The sequence below is a fragment of the Streptomyces sp. NPDC056738 genome, from assembly GCF_042790435.1.
Classification (GTDB): domain Bacteria; phylum Actinomycetota; class Actinomycetes; order Streptomycetales; family Streptomycetaceae; genus Streptomyces.
In genome coordinates this window covers 106,910-122,577 of sequence record NZ_JBHTZF010000008.1, presented here as the reverse complement: position 1 = coordinate 122,577, position 15,668 = coordinate 106,910, and the positions used below count along the sequence as shown (strand labels likewise).

The following is a 15,668-nucleotide window of genomic DNA, read 5'->3' as shown; positions in this document are numbered from 1 at the left end:
CACCGGAGGGGCAACCGTGCGGAGTGCAGGACGCAGGAGATCAGCCACAGCGAGGCAGCGGCACGGCGGGATGTCCGTCGGCCAGGGGACGGCGGCACTGCTCGCCGCCGCGGGCCTGTTGGTGACGGCCGTGCCGGCCGCCCACGCGGACACGGCCACCGCGGCCACCACGTCCGACGCGTCCGGCGTGACGCCGGGCACCGGGACCGACACGCCCTCGCTCGTCACCGGGCTGCACGAGGAGGCCGCCGTCACCGGGACCGCGGCCGACGCCGCCCGCGGTCACCTCAGGGCCAGGAAGGGCCGGTACCACATAGCCGACACCTCGGCGAAGGGCTTGGTCTCGGCCGGGACCACGACCGAGAAGGGCGGCAGGGAGACGGTCCGCCTCCAGCAGAGGTACAAGGGCGTCCCGGTCCTGGGCGGCCAGTATCTGGTCCGGATGACCGCGAAGGACGGCAAGCGCACCGTCACCGGCACCTCCGGCAACTACTTCACCGGCCTGAAGCTCGGCTCGGTCGCCCCGAAGGTCTCCGAGAGGACGGCGATCGAGCGCGCGGTCGCCGCCGTCACCACGCAGCAGAGCGGTGGGCTGCTGCACGCCCCGGCCAAGGGGGAGAAGGCCGCCGGCCTGCAACTGACGGGCGAGGAAGAGGGGTTGACGATCCTGCCGCGGGGCACCGGCGTGCTCACCCGGCACATCACCGTCACCGGGGCCGGCACCGGCGACGGCACGCCGGTGCGGCAGGAGGTGTACATCGACGCCCGCTCCGGCTTCCCCGTGCTGCAGTACAGCGGCATCGAGACCTTCGGCGCGACGGGCACCGCCGCGAACGCCACCGCGGGCACCGCGCCGGCCGGTGACGCCGACGCCGCCGCGGCCGCCGACCAACTGGTGGTCAAGGGCACGGGCGTTCGCTACAACGGCGAGAAGACCGAGCTCAACCTGTACAAGGACACCAAGGGTGTCTACGAGATGATCGACTACAGCAAGCGGGCGGCGGACAGCCCGTACAACGGCGAGATGATCGCCACCTACGACGCCCGCGGCCGTGACGTCTCCACCGCGTCCGGGGTGTGGCCGAGCGGTATCAAGACCTTCCAGTCGGCCACCACCGACCTCGGCGAGGACTACACCGACTCCGGCGCGGTCGACGCCCACTGGGCCGCCGGCAAGGTCTACGACTACTACAAGGACCACTTCGGCCGGAACGGTCTCGACGACAAGAACGGCTTCATCTACTCTCTGGTGGGCGTGACCTCCAACGGGCAGCCCTACGACAACGCCTTCTGGGACGGCACCAAGATGGTGTACGGCCAGGGCAGCGGCGACTTCCGCACGTTCTCCGCGGACACCGACGTCGTCGGCCACGAGATGACCCACGGTGTGGTCGAGCACACCGCGAACCTGGTCTACGCGGGCCAGTCCGGCGCCATGAACGAGGCCCTCGCGGACTACTTCGGCAACGCCATCGACCTGGAGGCCAACCACCAGTCGATGGACGACCCGGACGCGGGACTCCTCGGCGAGGACCTGTGCACCACCAAGAGCCCGCGCGAGTGCGCCCTGCGCGACCTGAACGACGGTGCCACCACCTCGAAGAACTTCATCGGCGTCAGCTTCCGCGGTGACAACGGCGGGGTGCACCTCAACTCCACCATCTTCTCCGGGGCCTTGTGGGACATGCGCCAGGACCTCGGCGGTGAGCTCGCCGACCGCATCGTCTACCGCGCGCTGTCCGCGTACATGACCCCGCTGGACGGCTTCACCGAGGGCCGCGCCGCGGTCGTCGCCGCAGCTCAGGAACTGGGCGTCACCAAGGCCCAGTTGAAGACCGTCAAGACCTCCTTCGACGCGCACGGCATCGTGCCCGGCTGGGAGAAGGCGCTCGGCGTCGACGCCGACACGATCCTGTCCAAGGTCAATGTCGCCGGTACCGGTGTGAGCGCGGGCAACGGCACGTACGCGCTCTCCCGTTCCAACGAGGACGGAAGCGAGCCGTACTCGGTGTGGGTCGGCAAGACCAGTGGCAAGGGCACGCCGGAGCAGAAGAGTCCGAACAACGGCGACTACAACGTCTACGCCACCACGGACGGAAAGAACGTCGCCTGGGCCGAGTTCGGCTCGACCTCGGTCTCCTTCCATGTGCGCCCCGTCGGCAGCGGCGTCGACAAGGTCGTCGGCGGCACCGCGGCCAACGTCTCCGGGCTCGTGCTGAACGGCGACATCCTCGCCTACACCGTGCCGGACCCGTACTACGGTCTCCAGCACGTCTGGTACCTGAACATCAGGACCGGCGAGGCCAAGCAGGTCAACAGCAGCTACGCCGTCGCCACCGCGCTGCCCTCGGTCCGTGACGGCAAGATCGCCTACGCGAAGATGTGGGCGGAGTCCGACGGCTACAAGCTCGGCGTCGAGGTCCTCGACACCGCCACCGGCAGGATCACGCTGATGCCGGTCGACAAGAGCAGGGCGATCGGCATCGGGCAGACCGCTCTGACCGACGACGGCGTCACCTGGATCGAGGACGACGACGCCACCGACACCGGCCAGGCCGCCGTCAAGCGGGCCGCGCTCGACGGTTCGGGCCCGACCACGGTCGTCCCGGAGTCCGCCGACAGTTCGCTGTACGCCTACACGCTGACGGCCTCGGACGACGCGGTCACCGTCGGCTCGCTGCCCCCGGCCACCTCGTGGGCCAACGACACGCTGCCGAAGCTGTACCAGGCGGCGTCCGACGGCACGGGCGGCGTGCAGCGTGTCTCCTGCGACCGCGGCGACCAGGTGTACGCGGCCGCCGACGGCGGACAGCGCGTCCTGTGGCTGGACGGCACCACCGGCTACACGAACCTCGTGAAGCGGGACCGTCCGGCGGGCCGGTGCTGATCTGACCCGCACGGACAGGAGCGGCCGGGCCCCGGGGGAGTCCGGCCGCTCCTCTTGTACGCGGTCGGCCGCCTTTCCTGTACGCGGTCGGCCGCGCCGTCCGCGCCCGGCTCTCGCTCAGTCCTTATGGTCCGGCGCGATCCGCTCCGCGAGCCGCAGCAGGGCGGCCCAGGCGAGGTCGTAGGCGTCGTGGTCCTCGAAGTCGGAGGAGGCCCCGCCCTCACCGGTGAGCTGGCGGGCGGTGTACTCCGCGACCTGGTCGGAGGGGATGATCAGCTCGGTGCCGCCGGCCTGGGCGGTCACCTGGATCTCGCAGGCCTTCTCCAGGTAGTACATGCGCAGGAACGCCTGCTTGGCGCTGTCGCCGACGGTCAGCAGGCCGTGGTTGCGCAGGACGAGCGCGGGGTGGCCGCCGAGGTCGGCGACGAGGCGCTCCTGCTCGTCCAGGTTGAGGGCGACGCCCTCGTAGTCGTGGTAGCCGACGCGGTTGTGGAACTCCATCGACATCTGGTTGAGGGGCAGCAGACCGCCCCGCTGGGCGGCGACGGCGCAGCCCGCCTTGGTGTGGGTGTGCAGTACGCAGTGCGCGTCGGGGCGGGCGCGGTGGATCGCGCTGTGGATCACGAATCCGGCCGGGTTCACCGGGTGCGGGCTCGGTTCGACGGGGTTGCCGTCGAGGTCGATCTTGACCAGGTTGGAGGCGGTGATCTCCTCGAAGAGCAGCCCGTACGGGTTGATGAGGAAGTGGTTGTCGGGGCCGGGCAGCCGCTGCGAGATGTGCGTGAAGATCAGATCGGTCATCCGGAAGTGGGCGACCAGCCGGTAGACGGCGGCGAGTTCGCGGCGCAGCCGCAGTTCCTCGGCGGCGGCGTCCGCCGTGGCGGCGCTGACGGGGCTGGTGAGGAGGTCGGTCACGCGGGGGCTCCTTGCGTGCTGGCCGTGCGGGGGGCGGTGGCGGCGGGTTCGGGGGCGGTGGCCGTCGCGGGGACGACGACCGGGGTGTGCGGGCGTCCGGTGGTCCACCAGGCGATGACGTTGTGCGCGGGTCCGGTGACGTAGGCGCGCAGCGAGGCGTCCGTCCGGAAGGCGCTGTGCGGGGAGAGCAGGAGGCGCGGATGGCGGCGCAACGGGTCCTCGGCGGCGGGTGGTTCGCAGGGGAAGACGTCGAGGGCGGCGCCCGCGAGCCGGCCGCTGTCGAGGGCGGCGAGCACGGCACCGGCATCGATCAGGTCGCCCCGCGAGACGTTCACGAGGAAGCCGCCGGGCCGCATACGCGCGAGCAGCGGCCCGTCGACCATCCCGCGGGTCCGCGCGGTGGACGGGGTGTGCAGCGAGAGGACGTCCGCCTCGGAGACCAGCGTGTCCAGGTCGGCCCGTTCGACGCCCTCGGGCCACTCGGTGGCGTGCGGGTCGTGGGCGACGACCCGGCCGAAGAGCGGGGCGGCGATCCGGGCGAGGGTACGGGCGATCCGCCCGAAGCCCACCAGGCCGAGGGTCAACTCGCTCACACGGCGCGGCACTTCGGTGAAATCGGCGTTCCAGCCGCCGCCCCGGACCACGGCGTCGGCCTGCGGGAGGCGCCGGACGAGCGCGAGCGCCTGGGCCAGGGCGTGCACGGCGACGTCCTCGGTGGCCGCGTCCGGCAGGTTGGCCACCCACAGTCCGCGGCGGGCCGCCTCGACGGTGTCGATCATGTCGTGGCCCGCGGACATGGTGGCGAGCATCCGCAGCCTGGGCAGCCGGTCGAGGAGGGCCGCGTCGACCGACGCGTACCCGACGATCAGCGCGTCCGCGTCGTGCGCGGCGGCGGCGATGGCCTCGGGAGCGCGGCTGCCGACGAATCGCGCGTCGAAACCGGCCTCCGAGAGCAGTTCCAGGGCCGGACCGGGGTCCAGCTCTTCCGTCTCGGTGATCACTGCCACGGGTCGCGACACGGCACGCTCCATAGATGATTCGATTGCCATAACGGCATGCAACTTACGTTTCGACCGTTCCTCTTGTCCACCCTGGACGAGATGATTGTTCGGGGTCTCGGCGGTAACGGCGATGCGGCCGCCGTCCGGGGCCTTCGCGTGCTGTCCGAGAATGAGCACAGACCCGGCCGGGCTCCCGGCCGGGCCGACCAAGGACCGAGGGGACCTGCCCGTGGATCTCGACGAGACCGACCTGGCGATCGTGCGTGGGCTTCAGGCCGACGGCCGGCTGACCTACGAGACGCTGGCCCAGCAGGTGGGGCTGTCCCGCCCGGCGACCCGGATGCGGGTGCAGCGGCTGCAGGAGTCGGGAGCCGTGCGCATCGTGGCGATCGCCCATCCGGCCGTCCACCGGCTCACCGCGTCGGCGCATCTGGCCATCGACACGGAGGGGGCCGCCGCACCGGTCGCCCGTGCGATCGCGGCACTTCCCCAGGCGCCCTTCGTGACGCTGACCAGCGGGCGGCGGTCGATCATGACGGAGCTGCGTACGGCCGGGTTCGGAGAGCTGGAGCGGACCATCGAGCGCATCCGGGCCATGGAGGGCGTGCGCACGGTGGACCCGCTGGTCGCGACGCGGCACGTGAAGGACCCGTATCTGCTGGCTCAGGAGCCGACGGTGGCGCTCCAGGACGAGCTGGACGGGCGGATCCTCGCGGAGCTGGAGGAGGACGGGCGGCTCCCGTTCGCCGAGCTGGCGGGCCGGGTCGGCCTGTCGCCGGGCGCCACCCGCGCGCGCACGCTGCGCCTCCTCGACGGTGGTGTGGCGAAGGTGGTCGCACTGGTGCGGCCCGACGTGCTCGGCATGGGCTACCTGTGTGGATTCAGCCTGCGGGTGGCCGGCACGGCCGCTCGGGTGGCGGAGCGGGTGGCCGCTCTGGAACGGGTGACGTTCCTGTCGACGTGCCTGGGGCGCGCGGAGCTGGTCGGCACGATCACGGCGGAGTCGTTCGCGGCCGTGCGGGCCACGCTTGAGGAGATGCGGGAGCTGCCCGAGGTCCGCGAGGTGGAGAGCTGGCTCCATCTGGAACTGATCAAGGAGCGGTACGACATGGGGCCGCGCCCGGCCTGAGGGGCCCTGGTCGCCGGCCTGGCAGGCCTGTCCCGCCGACCCGAGGGCGCGTTCGAGGGTGCCACAGTCGATACGTAAGTCATCACGTGATTCGACTTACCAAACATTCTTCACTCGACCCTCTGGTCAACCAGTCGTTCGCTATCTATGGTTCTCCAAGTCGAATCGTCTGTCGGCGTACCCCCCGTACCTCCCGGTCGAAAGCAGGCCAGCCATGCCCCGTCCGTCCGCATCCCCCGAACGCACCCTGCTCGTCACCGGTGCCGCCGTGGCCGTCCCCGGCACTTCGGTCCGCGCCGAGGCCCTCGCCGTCCGCGGCGACCGCGTCGTGCACGTCGGCACCGCCGAGGAGGCCCGCGCGGCCCTCGGCGGCCACGCCGACACCGAACTCGTCCTGGACGGCGGCCTGGTCCACCCCGGCTTCGTCGACGCCCACTGCCACCCGGTCATGTACGGGCAGGCCCTCGCCTGGGTCGACCTGCGGCCCGAGCGGGTCGGCGACATCGACACGATGGTCGAGGTGCTCCGCGAGGCCGGGCGCGACCTGCCCGCCGGGGTCCCGGTCCGCGGCTTCGGCTACGAACACCGGCGCCTGGCCGAGGGCCGCCACCCCGACTGCCACGACCTCGACCGCGTCGCCGACGACCGCGAGGTCTACGTCATGAACGCCTCCGGCCACGGCGGCGTCGTCAACTCCCACGCCCTGCGCACCTGCGGCATCACCGCCGGCACCCCCTCTCCCGAGGGCGGCAGCATCGGGCACTTCGAGGACGGGGAGCCCGACGGACAGCTCTGGGACGCGGCCTGCGACCTGCTCACCGGCCCGGCCGGGGTGAAGATCGGCAACCACGGACCGAACTTCCACCTCTCCGAGCCCGACGACATCATGGCCGACCACCTGCTGCGCGCCCAGGAGGTCTTCCTCGCCGCCGGTGTCACCACGATCGGCGACGCCCAGGTCTCGCGCCGCGAGATGGAGACCTACCTGCGCGCCCACGCCGACGGCAGCCTGCGCATGCGCGTCTCCGCCTACCTGACCTCCGCGCTGCTCGACACGGCCCTCGAACTCGGCGCGGTACGCGGCTTCGGCGACGACCGGTTCCGCGTGCAGGGCGTGAAGTTCTACGCCGACGGCACCCTCGGCGGCTGGACCGCCTACTTCCCCGAGGGCTACGCCGCCGACTGCTGCCACCACGGCCAGCTCTACCACTCGGCCGAGGAGTACGCGGAGATCGTCCGTCGCGCCCACGCCGCCGGCCTCCAGACGGCGACGCACGCGCAGTCCCCGTACGCCATCGGCATGGTGCTCGACGCGATCGAGAAGGCGCAGGCCGACCGCCCGCGCGACGACATGCGCCACCGCATCGAGCACTCCGGGCTGCCGACGGACGAGCAGATCGAGCGCATGGGCGAGCTCGGCGTCATCCCCGTCATGCAGCCGCAGCACCACCTGCGCACCGGCGACGGCACCCTGACCGCGATCGGCGACATGGGGCACCGCTACAACCCGGCGGGCCACTGTCCGGGGGCCGGGGTCCCGGTCGTCTTCTCCTCGGACGCGCCGGTCGCCCCGCCCGCCCCGCTGGAGGCCGTGGCCGCCGCGGCGACCCGCCGGACCGTGCTCGGCACCGTCCTCGGCGACGAGTCGCTGCGCCTGCCCGTCGAGGCCGGTCTGCACGCGCACACCGGTGCGGCGGCCGCCGCCCTGCACCGTGAGCACGCGGTCGGCGCCCTCGCGCCGGGCATGCTCGCCGACTTCTGCGTCCTGGACGCCGACCCGCTGACCGTGCCGGTCGACGAACTCACCGGCATCCGGGTCCGCGAGACCTGGATCGGCGGCCACCGGGCCTGGGCAGCCCCCGACCGCTGACCCAGGGTCAGCGGCGCGGACCCACCGGCCTGTGCCGCAACCCACCGGTCGCGGCGCCGGCCCTGGCCCACGGCACAGACCAGGCCCCGCTGTCCTGACCCGCTGACCCGCGGCGCAGACCAGGGCTCGCGTTGCCAGCACACCGGTCCGCGGCTCAGGTCCACCGGTCTGCGCCGCGGGCCCCGGGCCAACGGTGCTGACCCACCACCGGTCCGCGGTGCCTGACTCGCGGGCCTGTCGCGCAGGCCCAGCGATCCGCGGCGCCGCTCCCTGGTCGGCGGCGCTCACCCCGGGTCTGCGGCGCCGGCCCACCGGTCCGCGGTGCCGCACGTCGGTCGGCGGCGCGGCCCAGGGCCCGCGGTGCCGATCCGCCGCGGGCCTCGTCCCGCGTACCCCTCGTCTCCCGGCGGCCGGACGATCCCGTTCGTGGCCCGGTCGCCGGGTCCGGTAACCACCCCGGAACCAGCCCCCACACCGCCGCAGTTCCCGTCCCCGACCGCACTCTTCCGCCGGAGGTCCCCGTGCCGGACCGCACCACCCCGCGCACTCCGCAGAGCCCGTTCAGAACGGCCCTCGCCGCCCTGTCCGGAACGTCCATCGAGTGGTACGACTTCTACGCCTTCGCCACGGCCGCGGCCATCGTGTTCGACGACGTCTTCTTCCCGGCCGACATGCCGACCTCCCTGAAGACGATCTCGGCCTTCGCCACCTTCGCCGTCGGCTTCCTGCTGCGCCCGCTCGGCGGCATCGTGTTCGGTCACATCGGTGACCGCGTCGGCCGCAAGAAGACCCTCGTCATCACCCTGCTGATGATGGGCTTCGCCTCCTTCGCGATCGGTCTGCTGCCCACCTACCAGCAGGTCGGCGTCCTCTCCCCGGTCCTGCTGATCGTGCTGCGCCTGATCCAGGGCCTCGCGATCGGCGGCGAGTGGGGCGGCGCCGTGCTCATCGCGGTGGAGAACGCCCCCAAGGGCAAGGCCACCTTCTTCGGCTCCTTCGCCCAGCTCGGCTCGTCCGTCGGCGCGCTGCTGTCGACCGGCATGTTCAGCCTGATGAACCTCTTCGGTGAGGCCTCCTTCGACTCGTGGGGCTGGCGCGTACCGTTCCTGGCCTCCGCCGTCCTCGTCGGCATCGGCCTGGTGGTGCGCACCAAGCTGGAGGACTCGCCGGTGATGGACGAGATCCACGCCGAGCAGAAGCGGAACGAGCAGGCCGGGAAGCAGGACGGCAAGCAGAGCGCAGTCAGCAAGCTCCCCGTCGCCGAAGTGCTGCGCAAGGACTGGCGGACGGTCCTGGTCGGCGTCTTCTCCCTGGCCACCGCGACCGGCGGCTACTACGTCGTGACCAGCTACCTGCTCTCGTACGGCACCGACGACCGGCACCTGTCCGAGTCGATGCTCCTCAACGGCCTCTCGCTCGCCGCGTTCCTGGAACTCCTGGTCACGCCCTTCCTGGCCCTGCTCGGTGACAAGATCGGCTCGCACAAGGTCGTCGTCGGCGGCCTCGCGGGTGTCGTGCTCCTCTCGATCCCGCAGTTCATGGTCATGAACACCGGAAGCGTCGCGCTGATCTACGCGATGATGCTCGCGATGCGGTTCGTGATGTCGGCGCTGTACGGGCCGATGGCCGCGATCCTTGCCGAGGGCTTCGCCCCGCACGTCCGGTACACGGGCATCTCGCTCTCGTACCAGGTCTGCAACCTGGTGTTCGGGGGCTTCGCACCGGTCACCGCGGTCGGGCTGTCCTCGCTGGCCGGCGGCGCGTACTGGCCGCCCGCCGTCGCCCTGATGGCGGCCTCCGTGATCGGCATCTGGTGCACGCTGCGGCTGCGGACCTACCACCGGCGGCGGGTGACGACCGACGTACCGACCACCGTGCCGGAGCCGGCGACCGCCGGCGTCTGAGCCGCGTCACCCGCACCGACCTCAGGGCCGCCCCGGACGTCCGGGGCGGCCCCGAGCCGTTCTCTCTTCCGGCGCCGGGAGAGCGTGTGTCGTCCATGTCGCCCTCCGGCCCCGCGGCTCGGGCCACCAGACGGTGTCGCCCGAGTTAAGGGCAGGGAAATCGGGGCCGTCCGTCGGAAATGAACCGCATTCCATTACAACCCCCGCCCGCGGCGCGGTGTCCCACCGCGTGAACCGGAAACAACACTCCGCTCGCCGATTTCCCGAAGGGCCATTTCCGTATGCGCACGTTAAGGACCATCGCCTCCACCGCCTCACTCGCGCTCGCCCTCGGCGGAGGCGTGTTCGTGGCGTCCACCGCCCAGGCGGCCACGGGTTCGGCCACCCTGGGCCGCACCAGCTGGGGCGAATTCCGGTACCAGGCCGCCGCCGGACAGACCAACAAGCTGAAAGTCACGGCGAAGGAAGTCGACGTCGACTCCGAGGACTACTACCTCGTCCTCATCACATTCCGCGACACGTACGACATCACCCTCTCCACGGACCAGTGCCGCTATCCGTCGCCCACCGACCACAAGGTCGCCGAGTGCACGAAATCCGTCGGCGTGGGCGGCACCAACGACACGGACTACTTCGACGCCTACCTCGGCGACGGCAACGACACCGCGACGCTCTCCGGCCCCACGTTGAACACGGTCCACGGCGGCAAGGGCCGCGACGTCCTCAAGGGCAATTCCGGGTCCAAGCTGTACGGGGAGGACGGCGACGACCGCCTCGACGGGGGCGGCGGCGTCTACGGCGAGGGCTCGTTCGGCGGCGCGGGCGACGACACGCTCACGGGCTGCTCCTCCGCCTGCCACGGCGGCCCCGGCAACGACACGCTCACCGGAACCGCCTCGGCGCAGGACCCCGGCCTGTACGGGGACGACGGGAACGACGTCATCCGCGCGGGCGCCGGCGCCGACCTCGTGTACGGCGGCAAGGGCGACGACAAGCTGTACGGGGACGGCGGCAACGACACGATCTACGGCAACACCGGCAACGACGTGCTGCACGGCGGCACGGGCACGGACACGCTCTCCGGCGGCGCGGGCACCGACGCGGTCTTCCAGAACTAGCGTCCCGCCCCGGCTCCCGGACGCCCGCCCCCGACTGTCGTCCGGACGGGGGCGGGTGACCCGGCCCGACCCGCCCCCCGGACTGGCCGGGCGGCCGTCGCCCGCATGCCATCCGGGCGAGCGGAACTCTTCGCTCCGCTTCCAGCGTTCTCACGGCGTGACTCTTCAGCAAGAAATCGTCGGCAACGCCATGCAGATGGCCGTCGTCAACCTGCGCCCCGGCCAGACCGTGTACTGCGAAGCGGGAAAGTTCCTGTTCAAGACGACCAACGTGACCATGGAGACGCGGCTCTCCGGGCCCTCGGGTGGCGGGGGCGGCGGCCAGCCGAGCGGTGGCGGTATGGGCGGCATGCTGCGCCAGGCCGTGGGGACCGCCATGCAGGCGGGTCAGCGCGCCCTCGCGGGCGAGTCGCTGGCGTTCCAGTACTTCACGTCGACGGGCGGCGAGGGGACCGTCGGCTTCGCGGGCGTGCTGCCCGGCGAGATGCGCGCCCTGGAGCTCGACGGCACGCGCGCGTGGTTCGCCGAGAAGGATGCCTTCGTGGCGGCGGAGTCGACGGTGCAGTTCGGCATCGCCTTCCAGGGCGGCCGGACCGGGCGCAGCGGCGGCGAGGGGTTCGTCCTGGAGAAGTTCACCGGCCACGGCACGGTGATCATCGCGGGCGCGGGCAACTTCATCGACCTGAACCCGGCCGACTTCGGCGGCCGCATCGAGGTCGACACGGGCTGTGTGGTCGCCTTCGAGGAGGGCATCCGGTACGGCATCCAGCGCATCGGCGGCCTCAACCGGCAGGGCCTGATGAACGCCGTCTTCGGCGGCGAGGGCCTGTCCCTGGCCACCCTGGAGGGCAGCGGACGGGTGATCCTCCAGTCCCTCACCATCGAGAGCCTCGCCAACGCCCTGAGGAAGGCCCAGGGCGGCGACAAGCAGGGTCCGACGGGCGGGCTGTTCTCCACCGACGCGGGGTGAGCCCCCGGCCCGGCGTCGCCCGGCAGCGGCGCCGGGCGATTTCGGTGCGGACCGATGAGTTGCGGGCGCCGGTGGGGTCTGTCCTGATGTCAGCAGATCCCACCGTCAGGAAGCAGGCACCGTCATGGGCAAGCTCACCCTCACCGCGTTCGTCAGCATCGACGGAGTCCATCAGGCGCCGGGCGGTCCCGAGGAGGACCGCAGCGGCGGCTTCGGCCAGGGTGGCTGGAGCGTGCCCTTCGGCGACGACGACTTCGGGCGCTTCGTCGTCGACAACTTCTCCCATGTGGACGCGTTCCTCCTGGGCCGGCGCACGTACGAGATCTTCGCGGGCTACTGGCCGAAGATGACCGACCCGGCCGACCCGATCGCGTCCAAACTGAACGCGCTGCCCAAGTACGTCGCCTCCTCGACGCTCACCGACCCCGCCTGGGAGGGCACGACCGTGATCAGTGGCGACCTCGGCAAGGAGGTCACCGCCCTGAAGGAGCGCACCGAGGGCGAGCTCCAGATCCACGGCAGCGCCGTCCTCGCCCAGTCCCTGCTCGCGCTCGGCCTGATCGACACCCTGCACCTGATGACCTTCCCCGTCGTGCTCGGCGAGGGCCGCCGCCTCTTCGCCGACGGCGCCGCCCCCACCGCGTTCCGGCGCACCGGCGGCACGATCACCGGCTCGGGCATCGCGATCAACACGTACGAGCGCGAGGGCCGGCCGACGTACGGCAGTTACTGAGTCCTCGGGCGATCGGCCGCCGGCCTCCTGGGCCGGCGGCCGGCTCTCGTGCCGTAGGTCGACTGCAGGCCCTCGTGCCGTGAGTCGACTGTCGGCCCTCGCGCGGTAGGCCGCTGCCGGAAAACTCCTCGGAGTCGACCGAAGAAATCAACGAGCTTGACATTGACATGTCATCTACGCGCGTCATTGTGGATGCATGAGATTCCCCCCACGAACCACCCGCATCGGCGCCCTCGTGGCCCTCATGTCCGCCCTGCTCGTCGGTGGCACCGTCGTGGCTCCGGCCAACGCGGCGGCCGCCTCCGTCGGCAGCATCTGTTACAGCGCGCTGCCGTCCCAGGCGTACGACACGCTGGACCTGATCGACTCCGGCGGCCCCTTCCCGTACTCGCAGGACGGGGCGGTCTTCCAGAACCGGGAGGGCGTCCTGCCCAGCCAGTCCACCGGCTACTACCACGAGTACACGGTCAAGACGCCCGGCTCCTCGACGCGGGGTGCCCGTCGCATCGTGACCGGCAAGAAGACCCTGGAGGACTACTACACCTCGGACCACTACGTCACGTTCAAGCTGATCAACTTCGGTTGCTGACGCCGAGCGCGACGCTGTAGAGCGTCTCCGGTACCTGCTTCATGGCATGAACCTCGCCCCGCGGACCCCCCTCGCGCATCGGCCGCGGGGCGAGGCGCGTCCGGCCGGTGTCGCGGGACGCCGGTCCCCGGCCGGACGAGAGACGAAAGTCTGAAGCGGGCCGACTTTGGTCGCGGGCGGGGCTCGCGGGGAGGTGGCGGCGGCCTCGGCTGCGTAGATTTGTCGACCGTGAGTGGTGACCATCCGGCGTCCGCGCCGCGTGACGTTCCAGCGCCGGTCATGGCCGCGCGGCGCTGGCTGCTGCCGTCCGCCGTGGCCGCCGACCTCGATCCCGACGCCGAGCGCGCCGGGCCCTCCGGGCGGCCCCGGCGCACCGTGCGCGACTGGGTCGTCGACTTCGGCTGCTTCCTGCTGGCCGTCGCGATCGGGCTCGCGGCCGCGAACACCGTGAGCGACGACCCCGGCATCCCGCACTGGTACGCCGTCGCCGACCAGCTCATCGGTGTGCTCGCCTGTGCGGCGGTCTGGCTGCGCCGGCGGTGGCCGCTGGGACTGGCCGTCGCCATGATCCCGGTCGGACTGGTCTCCAACACGGCGGGCGGAGCCGGGCTCGTCGCCCTGTTCACCCTCGCCGTGCACCGGCCCTTCCGTTACGTGGCCTGGGTCGCCGGCGTGCAGCTCGCGCTGCTTCCGGCGTTCTTCTGGCTGCGGCCCGACCCCGACCTGCCCTACCTCGCCGCCCTCGCCGTCACCGCGCTGCTCACCTCCGCGGTGGTCGGCTGGGGCATGTTCGTACGGTCCAAGCGCCAGCTCATGCTGAGTCTGCGGGACCGGGCACGGCGGGCCGAGACCGAGGCGGCGCTGCGGGCCGAGCAGGCGCAGCGGCTCGCCCGGGAGGCGATCGCGCGCGAGATGCACGACGTGCTCGCGCACCGGCTCACGCTGTTGAGCGTGCACGCGGGAGCGCTCGAGTTCCGGCCCGACGCGCCCCGGGACGAGGTCGCCCGGGCCGCCGGAGTGATCCGGGAGAGCGCGCACGAGGCCCTGCAGGATCTGCGCGAGATCATCGGGGTGCTGCGGGCCGGGGACTCCGACGAGGCGGGGCGGCCGCAGCCGACGCTGGCGGCGCTCGACGGGCTGGTCGCCGAGTCGCGGTCGGCCGGTGCCAAGGTCGTCCTCGACAACGGGGTCGCCGATCCGGGCGCGGTGCCCGCGTCCGTGGGGCGGACCGCGTACCGCATCGTCCAGGAGGGGCTGACGAACGCGCGCAAGCACGCGCCGGGGGCGGAGGTCACGGTCACGGTGCGGGGCGCTGCGGGCTCGGGGCTGACCGTGACCGTCGCCCATCCCGCCCCGCCGGGGCCGGTGCCCAGGGTGCCGGGGTCCGGGCAGGGGCTGATCGGGTTGAGGGAGCGGGCGACGTTGGCCGGGGGGCGGTTGGAGCACGGGGGTGTGGGGGGTGGGTTTCGGGTGGAGGCCTGGTTGCCGTGGAGGGTGTAGCCGGGTCGGGTCCGGTGGGTGGGGCGGGGCCGCGCCGGTACATCCGCCCGCATCCGAACGGATCTCAGCGGGGTTTCGAGGCGCGGGTGGGTGTCGATCCGTCCGGCCTGCGGGCATTTGATGTACCGGCACGTCCCCTTCCGTGCGTCGCCGACTGCGGGTGCGCTCTGGCTCAGGTGCAGTCCCGAATCCCCGGCCGCATCCGCCCACTGTTCGAGAGCGGGGGCAAGTTTCAGCCCCTCCGGCGTTCGAGGAGCGGGGTCTGGGGCGGAGCCCCGGGTTCGGGTCGGGTAGGGGCGGAGGGGGCGAGACAAGGCTTGGGGAGCTGGTTGGGTGAGGGGATGACTGGGATTCGGCTGGTGCTGGTGGACGACGATCCGTTGGTGAGGGCGGGGCTGGCCCTCATGCTGGGCGGCGCCGAGGACGTCGAGATCGTCGGCGAGGCAGCCGACGGCAGCGAGGTGGAGGAACTCGTCGACCGCACCCGCCCCGACGTCGTCCTGATGGACATCAGGATGCCCGGCGTCGACGGACTGACGGCCACGGAGCGGCTGCGCGAGCGCGCGGAGGCGCCCCAGGTCGTCGTCCTGACGACCTTCCACGCCGACGAACAGGTGCTGAGGGCCCTGCGCGCGGGCGCCGCCGGGTTCGTCCTCAAGGACACACCGCCCGCGGAGATCCTCTCTGCGGTGCGCCGGGTCGCGGCCGGAGACCCGGTGCTGTCGCCCGCCGTCACCCGCCAGTTGATGGCGCACGCCGCCGGTTCCACCGCCGACACCCGCAGGTCGGGCGCCCGTTCCCGGATGGCGGAACTGAACGAGCGGGAGCGCGAGGTCGCCGTCGAGGTCGGCCGGGGCAGGTCGAACGCGGAGATCGCGGCCGGACTGTTCATGAGCGTCGCCACGGTCAAGACCCACGTCTCCCGCATCCTCGCCAAGCTCGGCCTCAACAACCGTGTGCAGATCGCGTTGCTGGCGTACGACGCCGGACTGCTGGAGGAGGACGGGCACTGAGCGGGGTGCTCGCGCGTTGAGCGGGGTGACGGGAGGAGA

The 15,668-nt window shown here is 71.9% G+C and carries 12 protein-coding genes; 10 read left to right on the top strand and 2 right to left on the bottom strand.

Annotation, left to right across the window (positions count from 1 at the left end; all coding sequences use genetic code 11):
* Positions 1 to 70: 70 nt before the first annotated feature.
* Entirely contained in the window at positions 71 to 2,887 is a 2,817-nt protein-coding gene (locus ACFRIC_RS22115) for a M4 family metallopeptidase (RefSeq protein ID WP_382788253.1), read from the top strand.
* Positions 2,888 to 3,004: 117 nt separating this feature from the next.
* On the opposite strand, the gene ACFRIC_RS22110 is transcribed toward ACFRIC_RS22115, so the two are convergent.
* Together ACFRIC_RS22110 and ACFRIC_RS22105 are read right to left on the bottom strand one after the other, a co-directional pair.
* Positions 3,005 to 3,802 (bottom strand): class II aldolase/adducin family protein, encoded by a 798-nt coding sequence (locus tag ACFRIC_RS22110; RefSeq protein WP_382788251.1) that lies wholly within the window; start codon positions 3,800 to 3,802, stop codon positions 3,005 to 3,007.
* The gene (locus tag ACFRIC_RS22105) at positions 3,799 to 4,821 is read right to left on the bottom strand and encodes a C-terminal binding protein (RefSeq protein ID WP_382788249.1); all 1,023 of its coding nucleotides are present in this window, start codon (positions 4,819 to 4,821) and stop codon (positions 3,799 to 3,801) included. Before ACFRIC_RS22105 ends, ACFRIC_RS22110 begins: the two co-directional genes overlap by 4 nt.
* Positions 4,822 to 4,972: 151 nt before the next feature.
* Between ACFRIC_RS22105 and ACFRIC_RS22100 the strand changes: the two genes are divergently transcribed.
* From ACFRIC_RS22100 to ACFRIC_RS22060, 9 genes are all read left to right on the top strand, one after another.
* Positions 4,973 to 5,932 (top strand): Lrp/AsnC family transcriptional regulator, encoded by a 960-nt coding sequence (locus ACFRIC_RS22100; protein WP_382788247.1) that lies wholly within the window; start codon positions 4,973 to 4,975, stop codon positions 5,930 to 5,932.
* 214 nt (positions 5,933 to 6,146) lie between these two features.
* A complete protein-coding gene (locus ACFRIC_RS22095) occupies positions 6,147 to 7,802 on the top strand; it encodes an amidohydrolase (RefSeq protein ID WP_382788245.1) in 1,656 nt (551 codons plus the stop codon).
* Positions 7,803 to 8,323: 521 nt separating this feature from the next.
* Positions 8,324 to 9,706 (top strand): MFS transporter, encoded by a 1,383-nt coding sequence (locus tag ACFRIC_RS22090; protein WP_382788243.1) that lies wholly within the window; start codon positions 8,324 to 8,326, stop codon positions 9,704 to 9,706.
* A 281-nt stretch (positions 9,707 to 9,987) separates the two neighbouring features.
* A complete protein-coding gene (locus ACFRIC_RS22085; RefSeq protein WP_382788241.1) occupies positions 9,988 to 10,824 on the top strand; it encodes a calcium-binding protein in 837 nt (278 codons plus the stop codon).
* A gap of 157 nt (positions 10,825 to 10,981) precedes the next feature.
* Positions 10,982 to 11,794, top strand: a complete 813-nt coding sequence (locus tag ACFRIC_RS22080; RefSeq protein ID WP_382788239.1) for an AIM24 family protein — start codon at positions 10,982 to 10,984, stop codon at positions 11,792 to 11,794.
* 124 nt (positions 11,795 to 11,918) lie between these two features.
* Complete coding sequence (locus tag ACFRIC_RS22075) at positions 11,919 to 12,527, top strand: dihydrofolate reductase family protein (protein WP_382788237.1); 609 nt, start codon at positions 11,919 to 11,921, stop codon at positions 12,525 to 12,527.
* Between the two features lie 196 nt (positions 12,528 to 12,723).
* On the top strand, positions 12,724 to 13,116 hold the full coding sequence (locus tag ACFRIC_RS22070; protein ID WP_382788235.1) for a ribonuclease domain-containing protein: 393 nt from the start codon (positions 12,724 to 12,726) through the stop codon (positions 13,114 to 13,116).
* Positions 13,117 to 13,344: 228 nt separating this feature from the next.
* Complete coding sequence (locus ACFRIC_RS22065) at positions 13,345 to 14,616, top strand: histidine kinase (RefSeq protein ID WP_382788233.1); 1,272 nt, start codon at positions 13,345 to 13,347, stop codon at positions 14,614 to 14,616.
* A 341-nt stretch (positions 14,617 to 14,957) separates the two neighbouring features.
* Positions 14,958 to 15,629, top strand: coding sequence for a response regulator (locus tag ACFRIC_RS22060; protein WP_382788231.1), 672 nt, complete (start codon positions 14,958 to 14,960; stop codon positions 15,627 to 15,629).
* The last annotated feature ends 39 nt before the right edge of the window (positions 15,630 to 15,668 follow it).